A 15,689-nucleotide genomic window follows, 5' to 3' on the forward strand; every position below is an offset into this window, starting at 1 on the left:
TGACATACAATATATATTGGATCTCTTTATGCTTTTTCTTCTTTTTTCATAAATCGTTCAAATGCTTCATCTGTTGTATTTGGGATTAATCCTTCTTTGAACAATGTATATTTATCGGCCCAGAACCATTTTCCATAAAGAGCTTCTCGATCTTCTCTTAATTGGTCCGCATAACTTTTTAATTTGTGTGCCAATCCATGACACCTACTACATAAAGGTGCTAAGTTTCTCCATTGACCGCTTCCCATCTGCGATCTAAAAACGATGTGATGGGCTTCTATTGGAGTATAGCCGCAATTCAGGCAATAGCCCCCAAACTCTTTTATCATGCGTTTATAGGCCTCTTCTGTGATCCTGGTGCGCTCTTTCTTAGTCGGGATGATTCTGCCCCGGTACAGATTAGGATTTTTCTTTTTCTTAGGCCGCTTCTCTTTATACTTTGGTCGATCCTTCGGCCTAGATGTTGGTTTTGGTGCCGGATTCCAGCCTAAATCCATATAGAAAGCAACTCCCTCATAGCTTTATTTTCACGTTCATAAAGCGCAAGAGTCTTTCCAAGGTCCTCAACTCGTTTTTTTAAATTCTCATTATCGTAAGAGCTTTGATATTGCTTATTCGCTAAGATGTTATATTCTTTTTGAAGCTGATTATATTTAACTTCTAAACTATCACCTGTCGGAATACGCTCAATCTCAAATCCCATTACTTTCCACTCCTAGCATCCTCATATTTTTTAAGCAACTTTTCTATAACCTCTATTGACGGTTTCGGGTTTAGCTGCTGCATTAATTCCGCTAAATTTGTTTTGTACTGGCGATATTGCTCGTCATAGATTACTTTTTCACCCATTGGATTCCAGCTCCTTTAGCTTCTTTAAGTAAAATTCCGCTTTCTCTAGGCTCTTGACTCCGCCTTTTTTGTCGTAACGATCCACATACTTGATAATGTTGATACGGTAAAATCCTTTTAACTCTTCCTTGCTGTAATGCAGCTTGGAAAACCCGATTACATCAATACCGCCCTTGTGATAATGACTAGGCTTGTTTATTTCATCTTCAAATTCTAATACTGGCAATTCCCATTCGTCCGTTGTCATTATTTCACCTCTAAGATTTTTATCTCGTTTTCCATTTCCGCTAATCTGCCGTACTTATAGCCTTCAATCAATACATGCTTTTCATGGTCAGATAACTTTCTATTCCATTGTGTTTCCATTTCTAAAATGATTTCGTTGTAAAAAATCCGATCATATTCAAATGGTGTTCTTACCATATGCACCATCCCTTTCTAGGCTTTATCTTTCCGTTCATTACTCGGTCCAATGATAAGAGCAAACAAGAAAATTCCGTCCGTTCTAAGGTTTCCGCTATCTCACTTAAAGGAATATCCCTATCCCATAACTCCTCAAATTCCCTTACTTCTCTAAGACTCCAAATAAATTCCGCATCTTCAACCTCTTCCAATGCCACATAAATGTATTTCCTGCGATATTTTAACAGCCGTTTTTCCGTGATCCGAATGTCTTTTTCTTCGACTTCATCCAAGATTCCAACCATATCTTTTATTCACCCAATCTATATAAAGCTTGAATTCCCGTTCTTCCGCTTCTCTCATGGCTTGTGAGTCTTCACAGGAGCAAGGATTAACCCTTACCCCTATAGACTCTTCTGTGTAATAGACACCTGTTCCAGCGCATTTAGGACACATTTTATATCCTCCGTTTGACGTACTTTGTTCGTATTATCCATTAACACTTTTCAAATAAAAATTTAAAGATTTAGGCGAGTATAAAACTTTAAGCAACTTATCGTTTTTATCGTAAACCTCGATATGTTCTTCAAAATCTAACATTTTTAAATTATTTTTATGACAAAGTTCTAAATTCTCTTGGTTAATTTTAAAAATTTCCACTTGCTTTTTCAGCCATTCATTGCCCATAATAAAACTCCCTTTATTGCGTAATATCAGTAAATATGACTGTTATCTTATAGGGTAAATCCTCCACATTCTCGCTACAGGGTCATAGATAGCAAAGCGATCATCCTGTACAATCAAGGTCTTCTTTGCCATCTGCTGCCCCTCATAGCTCCCATTACCTTAAACCCAGCAAAAATGATTACTACATATAGAGTAGGATTAGCACAACGAATAAAGGTGTAAAGGTAGGGATGTTTGAAAGCCCACGACAATAAGATTAAACTTTCTCTTTCGCTTCCAGTAAACCAATTCACCTGTACCACTCCTTAAGTAATCCTTTTGTTTTTTCGGTAATCATCCGTAAACAAGTCTATAAACCTTGTATTCTCATATAGCCTTGAGAAAGTACGTTGTCCGACAACATCACCTAAAGTCGCATCATCTAAGTTTGTGGTCCATATATTTTTAAGCCCCATACGAGCATCTATAATTTCGTTCCATGTTCTGACTGACCAACTAACATCATTTAGCTTTGTGGTTTCGACTCCCATATCATCAATAACCAATAAGTCTAATTGCTTCATTTCATCAAAGAGCCGTTCGGTAGATCCCGTGTTGTAAGTAGCCTTAATCTTGTTGAATAACTCTACAGCTGGGATATATCCTACTTTGAAGCCCCTTGCCTTTAAGGTCCTGGCAATCGCTTTAGAAAGATGTGTTTTTCCTGTTCCCGGATTGCCCATAATCAAAAGATTGTATTCTTTTAGCGAATTTTGGCTAAATAATTGTGTGTATGCAATTGCATTATCTTTCGCCTTTTGTGTTATACTGTTGGTAACATTATAATTTTTAAATCCTGAATTATCTTTGTCGTTCATGTACCACCAATTAGATATGAGTTGGCCGACTCTTTTTTCTTCTAATTCAATGGTTACTTGGCGACTTAATTCTTCTGTTCCGCAGCTGTTACAAATCGTAGCAGCTGTTATTTGTTTTTTCTCTCCGTCTAACTCATATTGCCAGCCGTCTATTGTTTTTTCTTTACACTGGCTACATTCAAATTTCATTAATTGGACACTTTGCGCTATGTCCTTTAATTCTGGATGCATTCGGAATAAAATGTTTTTCATGCGATCAGGTCCGAATAATCCTCCTAATGTCTTCCCTATAGCTAAAATGGTAATTCCTCCTCCCATAAACTCATTCTTTCTTGTTCTTCTGTTGTTAAAGGTTTAATAACTTCTTGTCTCTTTTTACTTTCCTCGCCCTGGTTGAAAATTGATTTCTTTTGTTCTTTAGAGTTTTTACGTTCCCAAGCAAGTATAGTAAGGTAATCATTTTTGTAACTCACACCTTTAGAGCCTTTATACAGATTCAGATTTACAATACGTTCATTTGCCCCTGTCTCTCCGAATTGTTCAACAAGTTTTTCATATTCTTCTTGAGCCATAGAAACATAATCAGCGTATTTATTTTTATTTACTTTAATTTCTTTTTCTTTCTTTTCCTTTACTTTCTTTTCCTTTCCTTGCATACCATCTGCATTACTTGTGCTATGCATTTGCATAACATTTGTATCTTTTTCTTGTTTTGACCATCTTTTTTCAGCTGCTTTTTTACGTTTTTGAGATATTTCCTCTCTCATGGCCATTCTTCGTAACAAGGAATTACTCCAAAACTTCACACCATCAGTATCGAATAACTCAAATTCTTCAATACAATCATGCACAAACTTTTCAGCTGCATCCCTTGTGCAATGCATTTGCATAGCTAGAGCATTAAATGTGTATTTACCTTGCTTATCAAGTGCATAGTCTGATTGTTCCCTAAGCATTTCAACCAGTATCCAATACCATCCATAACCTTCGGCACCATAGACCGACATTAAAGCTGAAATTTTTGGATCTTGACGAGCGTTAGCATCGTGAGAAAAGTAGTACGCTTCTTTGCTCATGTTATCCCTTCTTTACAAAGTCAATCGCACGCCCAATAATTTCGTAAGCTGCTTCGTTTTCTGTAGATTGATAAACTTCATATAAAGAATCAAGTAAAGCTTTCTTTTCTAAATCACTTTTGTATTCGTTAATAAATAACCCGTTTTCAGTAGCAAGCATTTCAACCGGTGTTCCAGCTTTCCAGCCATTCACCTTTCTAACCTCTGCTGGAATAACTACCCGGCCTAAATCATCAATGTGTCTTACAATCCCTAATGCTTTCATTTTGTTTCCTCCTTTTTAGATGTAAAATCTCCTAAAATCACCGCAAATGCTGAAGCTGCCAAACAAAGAAAACAAGTAGCCAATAGATTCATATACTCCTACTCCTTTTCTGCAATTAATTCTTCTACTCTACAATTCAATTTTTCGCACAGAATCCCAATGGTATCGAAATACAAAGATTTTTTCTTTCCGGTTAGGATCTGTCGGATAGTTGTACGAGATAAGCCAGTTAATTCGTGTAATTCTTCAATTCTACGAATATTGTTTCTAGCCATCATTTCCAAAAGCTTTACCTCTATTTCCAAAATTTCACCTCCCTTACCTATATTATACACTCAATTGTGGTACAAGTAAACACAATTGTGTTTAAAGATTCGAATAAATGTTCTTGAATATTCTTGTCGAACAAAAAGTACTTGAAATGTCAATAAAAATAATATAGACTTTTAGTGAACACAATAGTAACTAAAATGAATACGTTCCGATAGGAGATGAACACGATGAAAGTCAAAAATAACCTTCGAGTACTTATGGCTAAACATTATTTATCTATTCAAGAAGTTCACGAAAAAACTGGACTAAGCCGAACCACCATTTCCAAGCTGTATAATGAATCATCTGCTAAGATCGGCTTAGATACCATCGCTGCTCTTTGTGATTTGTTCAACTGTAAGGTTAGCGATCTTCTTTACCTGGAAGATGCCGAGTCATAATTTTTGCCACCTTGTAATACTGTAATAACGTAATACGAAATCATTTAAAAAAAGGAGCGAACACAAATGGCCCATGTAAGACATGATTCTAAAAAGTTATCGACTACTATTTCTTTGGAAGAGCAAATGTTTTCCCTTATTGATGATTACAGGTTTGAAAAGAGAAAAGATAATCGTTCCGCTGCAATCGCTGATCTTATTCTAAAAGGCTTAAAATATGAAGCTATACTACAAAAGAAACGTGAGAAGGTGTCCGTTTGAATCGGTACATCTTCTTTTTTTTATTCTTCATGTGTAGCATAATAAAGTAACTCGCTGATGCTGGCCCAGATGTTGAGGTATTCGTATTTTTCCATGTGATCCACCTCCTTAAAGTCACAATTTGTTCGTAGTGCGCACCTTCTAAGGCTTTCTTGATAAATAATTGAATTTCATACAATGCAGTTATGGGAATATAATCAACATCTTCAACTTCGTAATTTCTTTGAATGTGCTTCAAAACGTTTTCGTATCGCTCATTTGTTTCAATATGCCATCCAAGAGAACCTTCTAATTCCTTAATGACGTTTTCTTGTTGTTTAACTTTGATTCGTAATCCTTCCAATTGCTGACACTTATTACACATCATATCTTCATCTTTAGATTCTGCAAAAATCATATTATGGCAGTTAATACATTCAACTGTATGCCAACCCATTTAATCATTCCTTTCAACACTATTTACGTCTTAATTTCGGATTTAATCTCGCCCTTACTTCAATAGTTTCTAGTGTAGTTGACACTGGCAAATAATAACCACCTTGGTTTTCCCAATTATGTGCTGTTCTCCCATGCGTGATTATCGGAACCAATCCTTGTCCGTGTCTGAACTCAACATAACTAGAATGTGCTTTTGAGGTGAAAAATGTATCTTCTTTCGCTTTTGTTCCTTGCATTTTCTCAACTCCCTTTTAGTACGCAATTTAGGTCAATTGCGCCCTTTATTTTTCTTATCCCACTCCACTAACTTATCAACAACCTTATTCAATTGGCCCATTTCTACCTTACTAAGAATATCTGCAGCAAGATCAACATTTATAATGGTTTTGGTAGCAGTACATGTAACGGCTCTTTTCTTGTTACTCAATTACGCACCTCTCTTTGGCTCGGTTGCAGCTTGTTCGGGAGTCATCCCCATTCTAAGCCGCTTATTAAAGCCCTCTCTGGATAATCCGATTTCCCGGCATTTATGGTAATACTTTTTATATAAACCCTTATACGGCCTTACGGGATCTGTTATAGCACGTTCTTCGCTCCATCCTTTTTGAAGACGATTTCGCACGTATTGTCTAGGTATTCCATTTTGTTCAGCTACCTTCCACTGAGCATCCGTCAACATGGGTTTTCCTCCTCTGCTTAATGATTAGGTCATCGTCTGTTAATTCCTCCACCTTCACAGCAACCAACCATTCATTAGGGTTTTTGGATTTAGCTACCTTGTCATATCGTGACTTATGAGACAGTTCCCTTAATGACTTTTCCCGGATGTTAAACCTCCAGGAAAGCTCCCAAACAGGACCATGAGCTAAAAATTCATCCCCTCTGTAGACAGCAAAGTAATTATTTGTCCATTGACCCTTTGCCACTTTCGATAACCTCCTAATCTATCACTTTTTAAACCTTGTCAGGCTTGCTATTCTTGTCCTTCCTTTCAAGCTTCGCAATCCAGCACGAAGCTGTTCCTTTACTCACTGATTCATAACGACTTCTACGGTAATTGTAAGATCCTCTTTGAACGGTGTCGGTGCTGTGGTATGCAGGTCCATAGACTATAGTGAAACCACGTTGGAGAAGGTCCTCGATAGCCTTCTCCATTTCGTGGCGATGCTTACGGGTTACAGTGGTCATCATGCGCTTTTACTCTCCGTTTTAGCTTGTAGAATATCAATAGCTTTTTTAGCTTCACTCATAGTCCAATTTTCCATATCGTTATCAGCACCAACTTTACCCTTGAGATTTTGATATAGCGTGTCAAAACTCCACTTTTCCGTTACTTTTTTATTGAGTAGGTTTGTAATAAGGTTGAGCTGTTTATCACTGGCAAGCTTCGGCTGTTCTTTGGCATCTAATTCAGCAGAAGAAATCTTGTCAGGATCTTCACCTGTAGGAATAGCAAAGGTGCGTAATAGGAGATACTTATAGGAATAAGTCATAGCCTTCCCTACACCCTTATCTTGGCTGTCTGTGCCTGTTCCGCTTGAGACGATAGTTTCATACTGCCCTGTGTCTATATCGACTATTTTGTACTTTGTATTGACTGTGGAGAGGTTTCCTTCTTTATGGTGTTCCTGTTCTACTGGCATGATTACTAAGCCATATTTCAAAAGAGCTGCACGGACGGTTGATGTTACCTTTTCTTCTGATATGGCTTTATATTTGGTGTTATTAAAACTAATAAGGTCGTCTTTATTGAGGTATTCAATATCTTTCATAACCGCATGGATCTTCTGGAATAGGTTTAACGGTTTCACTTCTTCTTTAACTTCAACTTGTTCAGTCATATTCCAACACCTCTTCATGTGTAATAAGGTTTTCTTCATATAAGCGCATAGCCATTTCTTTGCTGATCTCTTTGAATCCACCTAAAAACGGAAGATAATATTTGTCACCTAACGTAACTATGGTCATGTCCATCCTCCTATGGTAAAATGTCTGTAGAATTGTTTTAAAAGGGGCCGAGCTAGATTGCAGTCTATTCGGCCTGTTCTAATGACTCGATGTAATGACTCATTTCCGAAATAGCTTCACGGTGTTTTTCGTTTTTTTCTTTCAATAAAGCGTTTGATTCTTCATTTAACTTAATCTTCTGGCAATTTTCTTCAAGCTGGCGCATGTGGTATTTAAGACTTTTTCGTAATTCATCTAATACATGTTGCATTTTGATCACCGCTTTTCTTTTGGTTCATAATTTGTTCGCATTACGAATTACGATACTGTTCCCAATCTCTAATAGCAGCTAACATATTTTCTTGTGTTTCAACCTCATAAACCATTTGAGAAAACCAATAAATAAACTGCCTTAACTCATGTTCATCCATATCTAATAAACGCCTTTGTAATTCCTTCATTTTTAATTCCTCCAATTTCGCAATATAAGTCTAAGCCGTTTTAAATTCAAAACCATTAGCTTTTAAATACTCTTCAAGATTTTCCTTTAACACGATATCACCATCAAATTCCACTACCTCGTCACCAGGATCAATGTCAAAGCCGAACCAATCTTTTTTAGTTTCCATATCCTCTCTACCTCCTAAGTAGCCTTTTTTGTTGTATTCAGTAATCGTTGGATGTTCAAGACACATGCTCTTCACTCTCCATTCCATCAAGGTTTACATCATTTAACATAAAGCCAACAAATTGAGGAAAATGTTTTTCAAGCACTTCTTGTGAAGCGATACAAAAAATTTTGATTCCATCTTTTGAAACCGATAACTCATATGGATACTTGTCATCATCCCGTAATTCGATGTGCAAATCATTTTGACCGACTAATTCAAGGTGTCTTACATGGACTCTATCTTCCCAAGCATCCAGCCCGATAACTCCTGATTCCAATAACTCACTACGCAATGAGATAAATTCCTTGATTTTTTCAATGTTCATATTAACTCGCTCCTTTTATTTGATTTAGTATTTAGCTTGATCCCACATAAATTTGTAATTTGACAACACTTGCTTTTCTGCTTTTAATTGCTCATTCTCTTTTAACAATTGTTCAGCTAACCTAATCGCTTCTAATGCTACATCTGCCATTTGGTCTGCATCTAAAGACAAATCTGCTTGTTTGTCTTTTAACCTTTCGATCTTCTCGAGCATTTCTAACTCGCTCCTTTTTTAATTTGTTTTTGTGAAAGGATCTTCGCCAGGTAGGTAAAGACCTTCTTTTCGGTTTCGGCTGATGGTTTGTTCACTATGATTACTTTCATAAAGCTGTACCTCTTTCCACCAAGTTATTTAATTCATATCTAATGATTTTTTCTTTTTGCTCTTCATCGATAAAACCTAAGTTTACATATTTTTCTGACCTGTCTTTTAAAAACTCCATATATGCCACGGCAATTTTAGCGTAAGGACCAGGATATGTTATAAGGTGTTCATAAATAACTAAATTTCGTTGTCTTAAGTACTCTTCGTTTGCTTCCTTTCCATTTTCAGGAGCATAATAATGACAGTCAGCGCATAATGTAATTAGATTTTTCATGGTTGAATTACCACCATTGACAAGAGCCAACATATGATGAACTTCCAAATTTTCCTCACTGCCACATAGTCGGCACATATAACCATCCCGAGCAAGAACCCTAGATCTTAGTTTATTGCCCTCTTTTCTTTCTTCTGAAATCACTCTACTCATGACACTTGCCCTTGCTTTTCGATCCACTCAAAAAACGCATCCCGATTGACTCGTTTTAATTTACCGATTCGCACAGTAGGAAAGTCGTTCTGATCCATCAACGCATATGCGACTCTTTTCCCAATTCCCAAAATCTCCATAATATCTGTTACTGTTAGCACTAATGGATAATCCTCTTTACGTTTCACCCGGTTCTTCCTCCTTTTTGTTTGACCTATAGGGAAAATTCTAATCGAAAAAAATATCCTCTACTCTGGCCCGTAAAGCCCTCGCTATGCGAATAGCAAGCTTTACATTAATGTTTACTCTCTCGTTTTCGAGCTTACTTAGGTACGTTACGCTTATTTTAAGTCTCTTCGCCAACTCCGCTTGTGTCATTTCGAGTTCTAGTCTTCGCTGCTGGATTCGGTTTGGCAATTTATCACCTCCCAAGATGTTTCCCTATTGGGCAACACCTCTTAATCCTTATTATACTCAACTTTCCCCATAGGTCAATAAGTTTCTTTTGGTTTTTTCTAATTATTTTTGGGAGTTGATAAAAGCACACAGGAAATAGATAATAGTTGTTGAATGTTCCCTTTTGGGCAACATATTTTTGGGTGGTGATACTATTGAAGAACATTGGTAAGAGAATTAGGAGAATAAGGGAAGAAAGGAAAATGACATTAGAGGATCTTGCAAAGAAACTAGATAAGTCTACCAGTTACTTATCTAAATGGGAAAATGGCAAGAAACCAATCAATTTAGAAAATCTACATAAGATAGCCGAAGCTCTCGATGTAGATGTCACTGAATTATTCCCTAATAAGGAAAAAACTGAAAATCCTTTTACTGGGGATGATGATTGGTTATTTGTTGTAAATGAATTAAAGGAGAAAGGCTTTACAGCTAGCGAGGTTTACTTGAGACTAGCTAGAGAAGCTATTGAAAAAGACAAAAAAGGAAATTGAATGATACTAAAAAGCCACAAAAGAATATAATTCGACAAAATTAGAACCTTTTTGTCGAATTTGTGCAATAGAAAAAGTGTTTCCCTCCGAGGAAAAATAGACTATAATTAGTCCTATAAAAGAACAGTTGTTCGCGTTTTTGTTCTTACTTTTTGAAGAGGGAAGGCAATAATATATGAGGAAAGTCCTAAAAATAGACGAGTTACCCGAAGGCTTCTTTTATTTTACTGACACGCACATCGTAGAAGGTACAGGAAAATTAAAAGAAAAGGAGCAGGAACATGAAAGGGTATATCCGCAAAAGAGGAAACAAGTGGTCTTACACTGTAGATATTGGGAAAGATCCACGATCAGGGAAACGAAAACAAAAGACTCAATCGGGCTTTAAAACAAAAAAAGAAGCTCAAGCTGCACTAGCTGAACTCGTTAACAACGTGGAAAAAGGTCATTATGTTGAACCGACTAAAAAGAAATTCAAAGATTTCACTTTGGACTATTTAGAGAATGTTTATAAAAACAGAGTGAAAAAATCCTCATATGACACCGCCCGAAACATCATCATGACTCATGTTATACCATGGTTCGGGAATGTAGATTTAAACGATATTGACCAGTTTTTAGTCCATGATTTTTATAACGAAAAAATGGAAGCAGGTTTCTCATCTGCTTATATCCAAAAAATGCACGAAATGGTTCGGATGATATTAAAAGTAGCGTATAAGTGGGAAGTAATTCAAAAAAACATTGCCAGCATGATAGAGGCACCACGCTTAATAAGAAAAGAAATGGGTGTCTGGACCATCAAGCAAGTCAATGAATTTTTAAAATTCACCAAGCATTCCAGGTACCATCCGATTTTTTTCTTGGCCGCCTACACAGGCATGCGTAAAGGTGAAATACTTGGATTAACATGGGATGATATTGATTTTGAAGAAAAAACGATCACAATCAATAAAACACTGTATAAAACAACAAGGGATGGATTTCTGCTGCAAGAACCAAAGACAGCGAACTCCATCCGAACAATCTATATTGATGATGATATTATAAGAGTGCTCAAAAAGCAAAGAGTTAAACAGAATTTAGAGAAATTAAAGTTTGGTGGAGCATATAAAGAGCACGTAATGGTATTTGCTCAAGAAACTGGCGATTATGTAAATCCAACTGGTGTCAACGGACTGTTTGCTAGGTTTGTCAAACAAGCCGGATTACCTAGAATTAGGTTTCATGATCTTCGCCATACGCATGCTACCATTCTTTTGCTTATGGGAGTGAACCCAAAAATAGTCGCCGAACGATTGGGCCACTCCTCAGTCCAGATTACACTCGACACATATTCCCATGTTCTGCCTAGCATGAAGAAAGATCTAAGTGAGCAATTTTCAAAAGCGATGAAAAGTGGGCAAAATGTGGTCAATCACGATTAATATCTCGTAAGAACCCTATAGTTTAAGCATTCCTCCGAACCCTTTGACTAACGAGGATACTTGAGTTACTGCATTCATCATTTGCCCAGCCGTATTGACCATTTTATTAATGTCCACTGATCCATCTTGTGATTTGAAGGAATTAATTAACGATTGCATTCCACCTGGTTGTTTTGGCATAAAACTGTTTTTAGGATAGGGATTCATTATTGGATAACCATTCATGGGCATATATGGCTGTTGAACCATTTCATCCTTGGGCTGCAAAGGGTTGTGGAATAAAAATTGATTATCCTTTTGCTTATATTGAGCTTGATGATTCATATTTTGCTGTCCAAAGCCCGTTTGATAGGTTTGACCATATGGCTGCATGGACTGAGGGTAATAAGGGTTGGGCGGGTAATAGGGCAACATATTATAGTTGTGTGGTTGAGTCTGATATGGACTCGACGGCTGATTTCTGTTCGGATAATCTTGAGGGTTCATTTGTTGGAGTGTCATTGGTCCTTGGTGCATCATTTGCCCCGAGTATCCATGATGAACAAAATGATTTGGTTTTGATTTACCAAACATGGGCAAACATCTCCTCTTTATTATTCTCTATTACACATTATGAAGATTAGAGATGAATGGTGATTGTAAGTGTTAGTTTGTCAATGTCAAATTCACGAGAATTTTGTCTAAAGTTTAAATATTTTAAAAACTAGGAATCCTATGTTTTCATGATACGATTAACAAAAGGGTGAAGGAGGAGCTATTTATGGACATTCACGAATTAAAAAGCAAATTTATTCAAAGTCGGGATTACAACACAGATGACGTTAATGCCTTATTGGATTTTGCAAAGAAAGTGTATATTCATAATGAAATTAGTATAAAAGAATATCGCGTTCTTGTCCGCGAGCTTGAGAACCAAGGTGCGGTAATACCTGAAACTAATCATGAAGACTCCCTCATCGAACATTCATAAAATAATGGGCAGCTGTATACTTTAGCGCCATTCCTCTTCTGTTATTTACTAGCAGCAGATAAGGAAATTTAACCATTCTATCTTAAAAGAGATGCATTTTACCTGCATCTCTTTTTATTTTTGACCTCTTTTATTACTTCAGCTAGAACAAATTCCACCGACCGTTGGGTATTTAAAAACCTTGATTTACTTGTCTCTGGAAAAAAAGACTGAACAGAGATCTGATCAATATGGGAAGAAGTTGTATCAATTTGTGTTAAATGGAGGTGTAAAGTATTAGCTGTAGGGAGCCATTTCTTCATTGCCCTATTCCATTTATCATTTATCTCCTTTACTTCATCTGCAAATGGTTTAATTTCACTATAAAAATCATGTGTTAGTCCTGTCTCTCTGCCTTCATGATAGTTCTTTAGAAATAGCTCATTATAATGGAACAGTTTTTCCGTTAATTCAAGAATCTCATCTGTCATGTTCTCTTTCTCCTCTTTTAATGTACAAAATAAAAAAGTAGCAAGGGTAGTGATGCTACTTTTAACTATATTATTATTTTAGCTCTACTTAAAAACCTAATTCAAGCTTTAAGGATGCAGGGACTGCAGCAAGGTTAGTGTTAAGTATGTCTTCATGAGACATCGGATTCATATTTGCTGATCTACCCTCGATATCTGAAAGATGGTGAAGTGTTACCGTTAATTTTTCTTTTTCATCATTTGTTATTTGAAGGCGTTGGTCGGAGAAAGAGGCTTCTAGAACAGACTCCAATTCTTCTAATTGATCATATATTTCAGTTAGCATCGTCAGCATTCTTTCTTTTTCGGACATTGGTATAGTCATTTACAAATCCCTCCTCACGAGTATCTATAACGTAATATTCTCCTTCCTCTTCCAGCCTCCTTCAAGCTTGACAAAACTAGAAGCATTTCGGCAAAGAAAGTGTTAAAACATCATGAATGATAATCTTTTTCGACATAATCATAAGTTCGCATGAAAAATTGCTGAACCGCACATGCTAGTAATGGAGGTGTTTTTAATGGCGAAAAAAAATAATCCAACAAGCAAGCAATCAAAAGCTGTCACAGAGCAAAAAACAGGCTATGGGGATAAAAAGCTTGAAGGACCAAATCGTCCTGCTGAGTAATTTCAAAAGCGGAAGCGACTTGACCAGGGGAGACAGGCATAAGACGAGCCGGCGAGAAGGCTGCCCTTTAGCCTTCTTGACGGATTGGCTTATGACCCCGAGCCCCTAGTCGCTGGAGCTGGCCGAGACTTTTTTAAAAGTGATTTCATATCGTTTAAAGTAAAAAGCAAGGCAGCGTCCTTGCTTTTTTTATTTCCACTTTTTCAGCTTAAGTGTTTTATGAAAGGAAAGTAATAAATGAAGCTGATTTGATTTATTAAAGTACCAGTCCGTAAGATGGATAGTATGATGATGACGGACTGGTAAATGCAGCCAGGCCGGAGAAATGAGTCGCTGTTTGCTCCAATCCTGATATTTATGTTGATGATGCTCAATAACTGGAAAAGTTGTTCTAAGCAGCGGTGTTTTCCTGCCTGTCTTTATTCTAAAATATTGCTCATAATCGTTTCTTGAACCCGTATGCGGATTCTTTTCGGCAAACTCAAAAAAATATGGAAACAGCCGCGGATGAAAAAGGATCCTAGCCAGCCTCTTCCCTAGATTAATTCGCTTTGATAAAGATTTAAAACCGTTTACACTGGCCCCATATACCTCTCCGCCACAAGTGGGAAATAGAACGCAGCTGAAGTGAAGCCAATCTTGAAAAGAAAAAAGGAAAGAATGGAAGATCTTATTCTTATATACGGGATGTTCAATCACTGGTGTTTGAATCACATTTTGTTCATTAATAATTAAAGACGTTGTTAATCTTTCTTTATCGTTTTCCTTCCAATAGCGTTCCCACTCCTTTTGAATAAATGCCGAAACATGGAAAAAGGGAAGTAAGTGAAACATAGGCCGATTCATTTTCGTCGAATATTGGTAAAGCAGAAGCTGGGGAAACACATCATGAAAAATAAGCCAATTGGCCCGCTCATAAGTCAAAAATAATTGTTTCCTCATTTTTGGTTCTAAAATTTCCGAGAAAATGTCACCTTCGAGATCACACATATTCCAGCCGCCATTTCGTGAAACCATACTTGCAAGAAAGGACCAAATAATATCCGGATGTTGTTTAAAATAGGAAAAATAGGCATCTGTTCGCGTAATATTATCAACATTTCTTTTTTTTGTTTCACTTACAATTTGACGGATGATTGATTGTTCCTGTATCGTAAGATGATTCATATCCATCTTCCTTATTTTTGATAGAGTTTTAATTTTGCGTTAAAATCTTTACTAAAATCGAATCATATCTGAGTTTGGCATTCACGGTACAATTATTATTAGCCTGTGTTAGCAAATTTAATTTATACACCCCAATATGAACAAAGATTTGGTATGATAAGGATTAGCTTGAGAGGTGTAAAACGATGAATCTTAACTATCCGAATGGAAAAAAGTATAAGCCAAAAGAACTTCCAAAAGACAATAAGGTGAAAAAAATAAAAAATGGATCTTATAGTAATCGGGGTATGACACTTGAGGAAGATTTAAATGAAACGAATGAGTATTACCGGGAAAGAAAAATTGCAGTGATACATAAAAAGCCTACTCCAGTTCAAATTGTTCAGGTGGATTATCCAAATAGAAGTGCTGCCGTAATAAAAGAGGCATACTTTAAACTAGCCTCGACAACAGATTATAATGGGGTATATAAAGGTAGATATATTGATTTTGAAGCAAAGGAAACGCAAAACCCCACCTCATTTCCATTAAAGAATTTCCATCAACACCAAATACAACATATGGAAGAGGTTATGGATCAAGGAGGAATTTGTTTTGTTATTCTCCGCTTCACAAAATTTGAACAGGTTTACCTGCTCGAAGCCCGACATTTACTACATTTTTGGGAGCGAATGATGAACGGAGGAAGAAAATCGATTACGAAAGAAGAGATTGAACAAAAGGGCTACCACATACCGCTTGGATTTCAACCTAGAATTGACTATATTAAGATAATAGAGCGACTATAGAAAACTT

The 15,689-nt window shown here is 36.6% G+C and carries 35 protein-coding genes; 5 read left to right on the forward strand and 30 right to left on the reverse strand.

Going from position 1 to position 15,689, the window contains the following annotated elements; all coding sequences use genetic code 11:
* Positions 1-26: 26 nt before the first annotated feature.
* The 11 genes from L1999_RS20240 to L1999_RS20290 form a co-directional block, all read right to left on the reverse strand.
* Positions 27-497: an HNH endonuclease gene (locus L1999_RS20240; protein ID WP_235740214.1), complete on the reverse strand. Its 471-nt coding sequence runs from the start codon at positions 495-497 to the stop codon at positions 27-29.
* Positions 488-703, reverse strand: a complete 216-nt coding sequence (locus L1999_RS20245) for a hypothetical protein (RefSeq protein ID WP_235740215.1) — start codon at positions 701-703, stop codon at positions 488-490. Before L1999_RS20245 ends, L1999_RS20240 begins: the two co-directional genes overlap by 10 nt.
* On the reverse strand, positions 703-849 hold the full coding sequence (locus L1999_RS20250; protein WP_235740216.1) for a hypothetical protein: 147 nt from the start codon (positions 847-849) through the stop codon (positions 703-705). Before L1999_RS20250 ends, L1999_RS20245 begins: the two co-directional genes overlap by 1 nt.
* Positions 842-1,096 carry a DUF3310 domain-containing protein gene (locus L1999_RS20255; RefSeq protein WP_235740217.1) on the reverse strand — a complete coding sequence of 85 codons (255 nt, stop codon included), beginning with the start codon at positions 1,094-1,096 and terminating at the stop codon, positions 842-844. The genes L1999_RS20250 and L1999_RS20255 overlap by 8 nt, the downstream gene beginning before the upstream one ends.
* Positions 1,096-1,272 carry a hypothetical protein gene (locus L1999_RS20260; protein WP_235740218.1) on the reverse strand — a complete coding sequence of 59 codons (177 nt, stop codon included), beginning with the start codon at positions 1,270-1,272 and terminating at the stop codon, positions 1,096-1,098. Before L1999_RS20260 ends, L1999_RS20255 begins: the two co-directional genes overlap by 1 nt.
* A complete protein-coding gene (locus tag L1999_RS20265) occupies positions 1,266-1,556 on the reverse strand; it encodes a hypothetical protein (RefSeq protein ID WP_235740219.1) in 291 nt (96 codons plus the stop codon). The genes L1999_RS20260 and L1999_RS20265 overlap by 7 nt, the downstream gene beginning before the upstream one ends.
* A gap of 184 nt (positions 1,557-1,740) precedes the next feature.
* A complete protein-coding gene (locus tag L1999_RS20270; RefSeq protein WP_235740220.1) occupies positions 1,741-1,938 on the reverse strand; it encodes a hypothetical protein in 198 nt (65 codons plus the stop codon).
* Positions 1,939-2,243: 305 nt separating this feature from the next.
* Complete coding sequence (locus L1999_RS20275) at positions 2,244-3,113, reverse strand: ATP-binding protein (protein ID WP_235740221.1); 870 nt, start codon at positions 3,111-3,113, stop codon at positions 2,244-2,246.
* Positions 3,089-3,871, reverse strand: coding sequence for a DUF4373 domain-containing protein (locus L1999_RS20280; RefSeq protein ID WP_235740222.1), 783 nt, complete (start codon positions 3,869-3,871; stop codon positions 3,089-3,091). Before L1999_RS20280 ends, L1999_RS20275 begins: the two co-directional genes overlap by 25 nt.
* Before the next feature lies 1 nt (position 3,872).
* Positions 3,873-4,136 carry an AbrB/MazE/SpoVT family DNA-binding domain-containing protein gene (locus L1999_RS20285; protein ID WP_235740223.1) on the reverse strand — a complete coding sequence of 88 codons (264 nt, stop codon included), beginning with the start codon at positions 4,134-4,136 and terminating at the stop codon, positions 3,873-3,875.
* A gap of 98 nt (positions 4,137-4,234) precedes the next feature.
* Positions 4,235-4,441 carry a helix-turn-helix domain-containing protein gene (locus tag L1999_RS20290; RefSeq protein WP_235740224.1) on the reverse strand — a complete coding sequence of 69 codons (207 nt, stop codon included), beginning with the start codon at positions 4,439-4,441 and terminating at the stop codon, positions 4,235-4,237.
* Between the two features lie 195 nt (positions 4,442-4,636).
* On the opposite strand from L1999_RS20290, the gene L1999_RS20295 reads away from it, so the two are divergent.
* Positions 4,637-4,849 (forward strand): helix-turn-helix domain-containing protein, encoded by a 213-nt coding sequence (locus L1999_RS20295; protein ID WP_235740225.1) that lies wholly within the window; start codon positions 4,637-4,639, stop codon positions 4,847-4,849.
* Positions 4,850-5,072: 223 nt separating this feature from the next.
* Here L1999_RS20295 and L1999_RS20300 read toward each other — a convergent pair whose 3' ends face one another.
* The 15 genes from L1999_RS20300 to L1999_RS20365 form a co-directional block, all read right to left on the reverse strand.
* Complete coding sequence (locus tag L1999_RS20300) at positions 5,073-5,546, reverse strand: hypothetical protein (RefSeq protein WP_235740226.1); 474 nt, start codon at positions 5,544-5,546, stop codon at positions 5,073-5,075.
* A gap of 19 nt (positions 5,547-5,565) precedes the next feature.
* On the reverse strand, positions 5,566-5,784 hold the full coding sequence (locus tag L1999_RS20305; protein ID WP_235740227.1) for a hypothetical protein: 219 nt from the start codon (positions 5,782-5,784) through the stop codon (positions 5,566-5,568).
* A 32-nt stretch (positions 5,785-5,816) separates the two neighbouring features.
* Positions 5,817-5,975 carry a hypothetical protein gene (locus L1999_RS20310; protein WP_235740228.1) on the reverse strand — a complete coding sequence of 53 codons (159 nt, stop codon included), beginning with the start codon at positions 5,973-5,975 and terminating at the stop codon, positions 5,817-5,819.
* Entirely contained in the window at positions 5,976-6,227 is a 252-nt protein-coding gene (locus tag L1999_RS20315; RefSeq protein WP_235740229.1) for a hypothetical protein, read from the reverse strand.
* Positions 6,196-6,474: a hypothetical protein gene (locus L1999_RS20320; protein WP_235740230.1), complete on the reverse strand. Its 279-nt coding sequence runs from the start codon at positions 6,472-6,474 to the stop codon at positions 6,196-6,198. Before L1999_RS20320 ends, L1999_RS20315 begins: the two co-directional genes overlap by 32 nt.
* A 261-nt stretch (positions 6,475-6,735) precedes the next feature.
* Positions 6,736-7,389: an ERF family protein gene (locus L1999_RS20325; RefSeq protein WP_235740231.1), complete on the reverse strand. Its 654-nt coding sequence runs from the start codon at positions 7,387-7,389 to the stop codon at positions 6,736-6,738.
* Entirely contained in the window at positions 7,382-7,516 is a 135-nt protein-coding gene (locus tag L1999_RS29700; protein WP_275677146.1) for a hypothetical protein, read from the reverse strand. The genes L1999_RS20325 and L1999_RS29700 overlap by 8 nt, the downstream gene beginning before the upstream one ends.
* Before the next feature lie 64 nt (positions 7,517-7,580).
* Positions 7,581-7,766, reverse strand: coding sequence for a hypothetical protein (locus L1999_RS20330; RefSeq protein WP_235740232.1), 186 nt, complete (start codon positions 7,764-7,766; stop codon positions 7,581-7,583).
* A gap of 40 nt (positions 7,767-7,806) precedes the next feature.
* Positions 7,807-7,956, reverse strand: coding sequence for a hypothetical protein (locus L1999_RS20335; RefSeq protein ID WP_235740233.1), 150 nt, complete (start codon positions 7,954-7,956; stop codon positions 7,807-7,809).
* Between the two features lie 30 nt (positions 7,957-7,986).
* A complete protein-coding gene (locus L1999_RS20340; RefSeq protein ID WP_235740234.1) occupies positions 7,987-8,124 on the reverse strand; it encodes a YqaI family protein in 138 nt (45 codons plus the stop codon).
* Between the two features lie 55 nt (positions 8,125-8,179).
* Positions 8,180-8,491: a hypothetical protein gene (locus L1999_RS20345; RefSeq protein ID WP_235740235.1), complete on the reverse strand. Its 312-nt coding sequence runs from the start codon at positions 8,489-8,491 to the stop codon at positions 8,180-8,182.
* 24 nt (positions 8,492-8,515) lie between these two features.
* Positions 8,516-8,704 carry a hypothetical protein gene (locus L1999_RS20350; RefSeq protein ID WP_235740236.1) on the reverse strand — a complete coding sequence of 63 codons (189 nt, stop codon included), beginning with the start codon at positions 8,702-8,704 and terminating at the stop codon, positions 8,516-8,518.
* A 106-nt stretch (positions 8,705-8,810) separates the two neighbouring features.
* On the reverse strand, positions 8,811-9,242 hold the full coding sequence (locus tag L1999_RS20355; protein ID WP_235740237.1) for an HNH endonuclease: 432 nt from the start codon (positions 9,240-9,242) through the stop codon (positions 8,811-8,813).
* On the reverse strand, positions 9,239-9,430 hold the full coding sequence (locus L1999_RS20360) for a helix-turn-helix domain-containing protein (RefSeq protein WP_235740238.1): 192 nt from the start codon (positions 9,428-9,430) through the stop codon (positions 9,239-9,241). The genes L1999_RS20355 and L1999_RS20360 overlap by 4 nt, the downstream gene beginning before the upstream one ends.
* A gap of 40 nt (positions 9,431-9,470) precedes the next feature.
* Complete coding sequence (locus L1999_RS20365) at positions 9,471-9,659, reverse strand: helix-turn-helix transcriptional regulator (protein ID WP_235740239.1); 189 nt, start codon at positions 9,657-9,659, stop codon at positions 9,471-9,473.
* A 194-nt stretch (positions 9,660-9,853) separates the two neighbouring features.
* On the opposite strand from L1999_RS20365, the gene L1999_RS20370 reads away from it, so the two are divergent.
* Positions 9,854-10,192, forward strand: a complete 339-nt coding sequence (locus L1999_RS20370) for a helix-turn-helix domain-containing protein (RefSeq protein ID WP_235740240.1) — start codon at positions 9,854-9,856, stop codon at positions 10,190-10,192.
* 281 nt (positions 10,193-10,473) lie between these two features.
* On the forward strand, positions 10,474-11,619 hold the full coding sequence (locus tag L1999_RS20375) for a site-specific integrase (RefSeq protein WP_235740241.1): 1,146 nt from the start codon (positions 10,474-10,476) through the stop codon (positions 11,617-11,619).
* Positions 11,620-11,634: 15 nt separating this feature from the next.
* Here the strand turns inward: L1999_RS20375 and L1999_RS20380 are convergent, their stop codons facing one another.
* The gene (locus L1999_RS20380) at positions 11,635-12,192 is read right to left on the reverse strand and encodes a YppG family protein (RefSeq protein WP_235740242.1); all 558 of its coding nucleotides are present in this window, start codon (positions 12,190-12,192) and stop codon (positions 11,635-11,637) included.
* Positions 12,193-12,379: 187 nt separating this feature from the next.
* Here L1999_RS20380 and L1999_RS20385 point away from each other — a divergent pair, with 187 nt between their 5' ends.
* Complete coding sequence (locus L1999_RS20385; RefSeq protein WP_215043056.1) at positions 12,380-12,589, forward strand: YppF family protein; 210 nt, start codon at positions 12,380-12,382, stop codon at positions 12,587-12,589.
* A gap of 98 nt (positions 12,590-12,687) precedes the next feature.
* Here the strand turns inward: L1999_RS20385 and L1999_RS20390 are convergent, their stop codons facing one another.
* From L1999_RS20390 to L1999_RS20400, 3 genes are all read right to left on the reverse strand, one after another.
* On the reverse strand, positions 12,688-13,059 hold the full coding sequence (locus tag L1999_RS20390; protein ID WP_235740243.1) for a DUF1798 family protein: 372 nt from the start codon (positions 13,057-13,059) through the stop codon (positions 12,688-12,690).
* An 88-nt stretch (positions 13,060-13,147) separates the two neighbouring features.
* Positions 13,148-13,423, reverse strand: coding sequence for a hypothetical protein (locus L1999_RS20395; RefSeq protein ID WP_235740244.1), 276 nt, complete (start codon positions 13,421-13,423; stop codon positions 13,148-13,150).
* 493 nt (positions 13,424-13,916) lie between these two features.
* Positions 13,917-14,894 (reverse strand): DUF2515 domain-containing protein, encoded by a 978-nt coding sequence (locus L1999_RS20400; RefSeq protein ID WP_235740245.1) that lies wholly within the window; start codon positions 14,892-14,894, stop codon positions 13,917-13,919.
* Between the two features lie 185 nt (positions 14,895-15,079).
* Between L1999_RS20400 and recU the strand changes: the two genes are divergently transcribed.
* Complete coding sequence (gene recU, locus L1999_RS20405) at positions 15,080-15,682, forward strand: Holliday junction resolvase RecU (protein WP_235740246.1); 603 nt, start codon at positions 15,080-15,082, stop codon at positions 15,680-15,682.
* Positions 15,683-15,689 lie beyond the last annotated feature (7 nt).

Source organism: Neobacillus drentensis, from assembly GCF_021560175.1.
Taxonomy (GTDB): domain Bacteria; phylum Bacillota; class Bacilli; order Bacillales; family Cytobacillaceae; genus Neobacillus; species Neobacillus drentensis_A.

What these genes read in the sequence shown, in the direction of transcription:
- L1999_RS20240 (WP_235740214.1), bottom strand. Translation starts at nt 497, where the DNA reads ATGGATTTAGGCTGGAATCCGGCACCAAAACCAACATCTAGGCCGAAG.
- L1999_RS20245 (WP_235740215.1), bottom strand. Translation starts at nt 703, where the DNA reads ATGGGATTTGAGATTGAGCGTATTCCGACAGGTGATAGTTTAGAAGTT.
- L1999_RS20250 (WP_235740216.1), bottom strand. Translation starts at nt 849, where the DNA reads ATGGGTGAAAAAGTAATCTATGACGAGCAATATCGCCAGTACAAAACA.
- L1999_RS20255 (WP_235740217.1), bottom strand. Translation starts at nt 1,096, where the DNA reads ATGACAACGGACGAATGGGAATTGCCAGTATTAGAATTTGAAGATGAA.
- L1999_RS20260 (WP_235740218.1), bottom strand. Translation starts at nt 1,272, where the DNA reads ATGGTAAGAACACCATTTGAATATGATCGGATTTTTTACAACGAAATC.
- L1999_RS20265 (WP_235740219.1), bottom strand. Translation starts at nt 1,556, where the DNA reads ATGGTTGGAATCTTGGATGAAGTCGAAGAAAAAGACATTCGGATCACG.
- L1999_RS20270 (WP_235740220.1), bottom strand. Translation starts at nt 1,938, where the DNA reads ATGGGCAATGAATGGCTGAAAAAGCAAGTGGAAATTTTTAAAATTAAC.
- L1999_RS20275 (WP_235740221.1), bottom strand. Translation starts at nt 3,113, where the DNA reads ATGGGAGGAGGAATTACCATTTTAGCTATAGGGAAGACATTAGGAGGA.
- L1999_RS20280 (WP_235740222.1), bottom strand. Translation starts at nt 3,871, where the DNA reads ATGAGCAAAGAAGCGTACTACTTTTCTCACGATGCTAACGCTCGTCAA.
- L1999_RS20285 (WP_235740223.1), bottom strand. Translation starts at nt 4,136, where the DNA reads ATGAAAGCATTAGGGATTGTAAGACACATTGATGATTTAGGCCGGGTA.
- L1999_RS20295 (WP_235740225.1), top strand. Translation starts at nt 4,637, where the DNA reads ATGAAAGTCAAAAATAACCTTCGAGTACTTATGGCTAAACATTATTTA.
- L1999_RS20300 (WP_235740226.1), bottom strand. Translation starts at nt 5,546, where the DNA reads ATGGGTTGGCATACAGTTGAATGTATTAACTGCCATAATATGATTTTT.
- L1999_RS20305 (WP_235740227.1), bottom strand. Translation starts at nt 5,784, where the DNA reads ATGCAAGGAACAAAAGCGAAAGAAGATACATTTTTCACCTCAAAAGCA.
- L1999_RS20315 (WP_235740229.1), bottom strand. Translation starts at nt 6,227, where the DNA reads ATGTTGACGGATGCTCAGTGGAAGGTAGCTGAACAAAATGGAATACCT.
- L1999_RS20325 (WP_235740231.1), bottom strand. Translation starts at nt 7,389, where the DNA reads ATGACTGAACAAGTTGAAGTTAAAGAAGAAGTGAAACCGTTAAACCTA.
- L1999_RS29700 (WP_275677146.1), bottom strand. Translation starts at nt 7,516, where the DNA reads ATGACCATAGTTACGTTAGGTGACAAATATTATCTTCCGTTTTTAGGT.
- L1999_RS20330 (WP_235740232.1), bottom strand. Translation starts at nt 7,766, where the DNA reads ATGCAACATGTATTAGATGAATTACGAAAAAGTCTTAAATACCACATG.
- L1999_RS20335 (WP_235740233.1), bottom strand. Translation starts at nt 7,956, where the DNA reads ATGAAGGAATTACAAAGGCGTTTATTAGATATGGATGAACATGAGTTA.
- L1999_RS20340 (WP_235740234.1), bottom strand. Translation starts at nt 8,124, where the DNA reads ATGGAAACTAAAAAAGATTGGTTCGGCTTTGACATTGATCCTGGTGAC.
- L1999_RS20345 (WP_235740235.1), bottom strand. Translation starts at nt 8,491, where the DNA reads ATGAACATTGAAAAAATCAAGGAATTTATCTCATTGCGTAGTGAGTTA.
- L1999_RS20350 (WP_235740236.1), bottom strand. Translation starts at nt 8,704, where the DNA reads ATGCTCGAGAAGATCGAAAGGTTAAAAGACAAACAAGCAGATTTGTCT.
- L1999_RS20355 (WP_235740237.1), bottom strand. Translation starts at nt 9,242, where the DNA reads ATGAGTAGAGTGATTTCAGAAGAAAGAAAAGAGGGCAATAAACTAAGA.
- L1999_RS20375 (WP_235740241.1), top strand. Translation starts at nt 10,474, where the DNA reads ATGAAAGGGTATATCCGCAAAAGAGGAAACAAGTGGTCTTACACTGTA.
- L1999_RS20380 (WP_235740242.1), bottom strand. Translation starts at nt 12,192, where the DNA reads ATGTTTGGTAAATCAAAACCAAATCATTTTGTTCATCATGGATACTCG.
- L1999_RS20385 (WP_215043056.1), top strand. Translation starts at nt 12,380, where the DNA reads ATGGACATTCACGAATTAAAAAGCAAATTTATTCAAAGTCGGGATTAC.
- L1999_RS20390 (WP_235740243.1), bottom strand. Translation starts at nt 13,059, where the DNA reads ATGACAGATGAGATTCTTGAATTAACGGAAAAACTGTTCCATTATAAT.
- L1999_RS20395 (WP_235740244.1), bottom strand. Translation starts at nt 13,423, where the DNA reads ATGACTATACCAATGTCCGAAAAAGAAAGAATGCTGACGATGCTAACT.
- L1999_RS20400 (WP_235740245.1), bottom strand. Translation starts at nt 14,894, where the DNA reads ATGAATCATCTTACGATACAGGAACAATCAATCATCCGTCAAATTGTA.
- recU (WP_235740246.1), top strand. Translation starts at nt 15,080, where the DNA reads ATGAATCTTAACTATCCGAATGGAAAAAAGTATAAGCCAAAAGAACTT.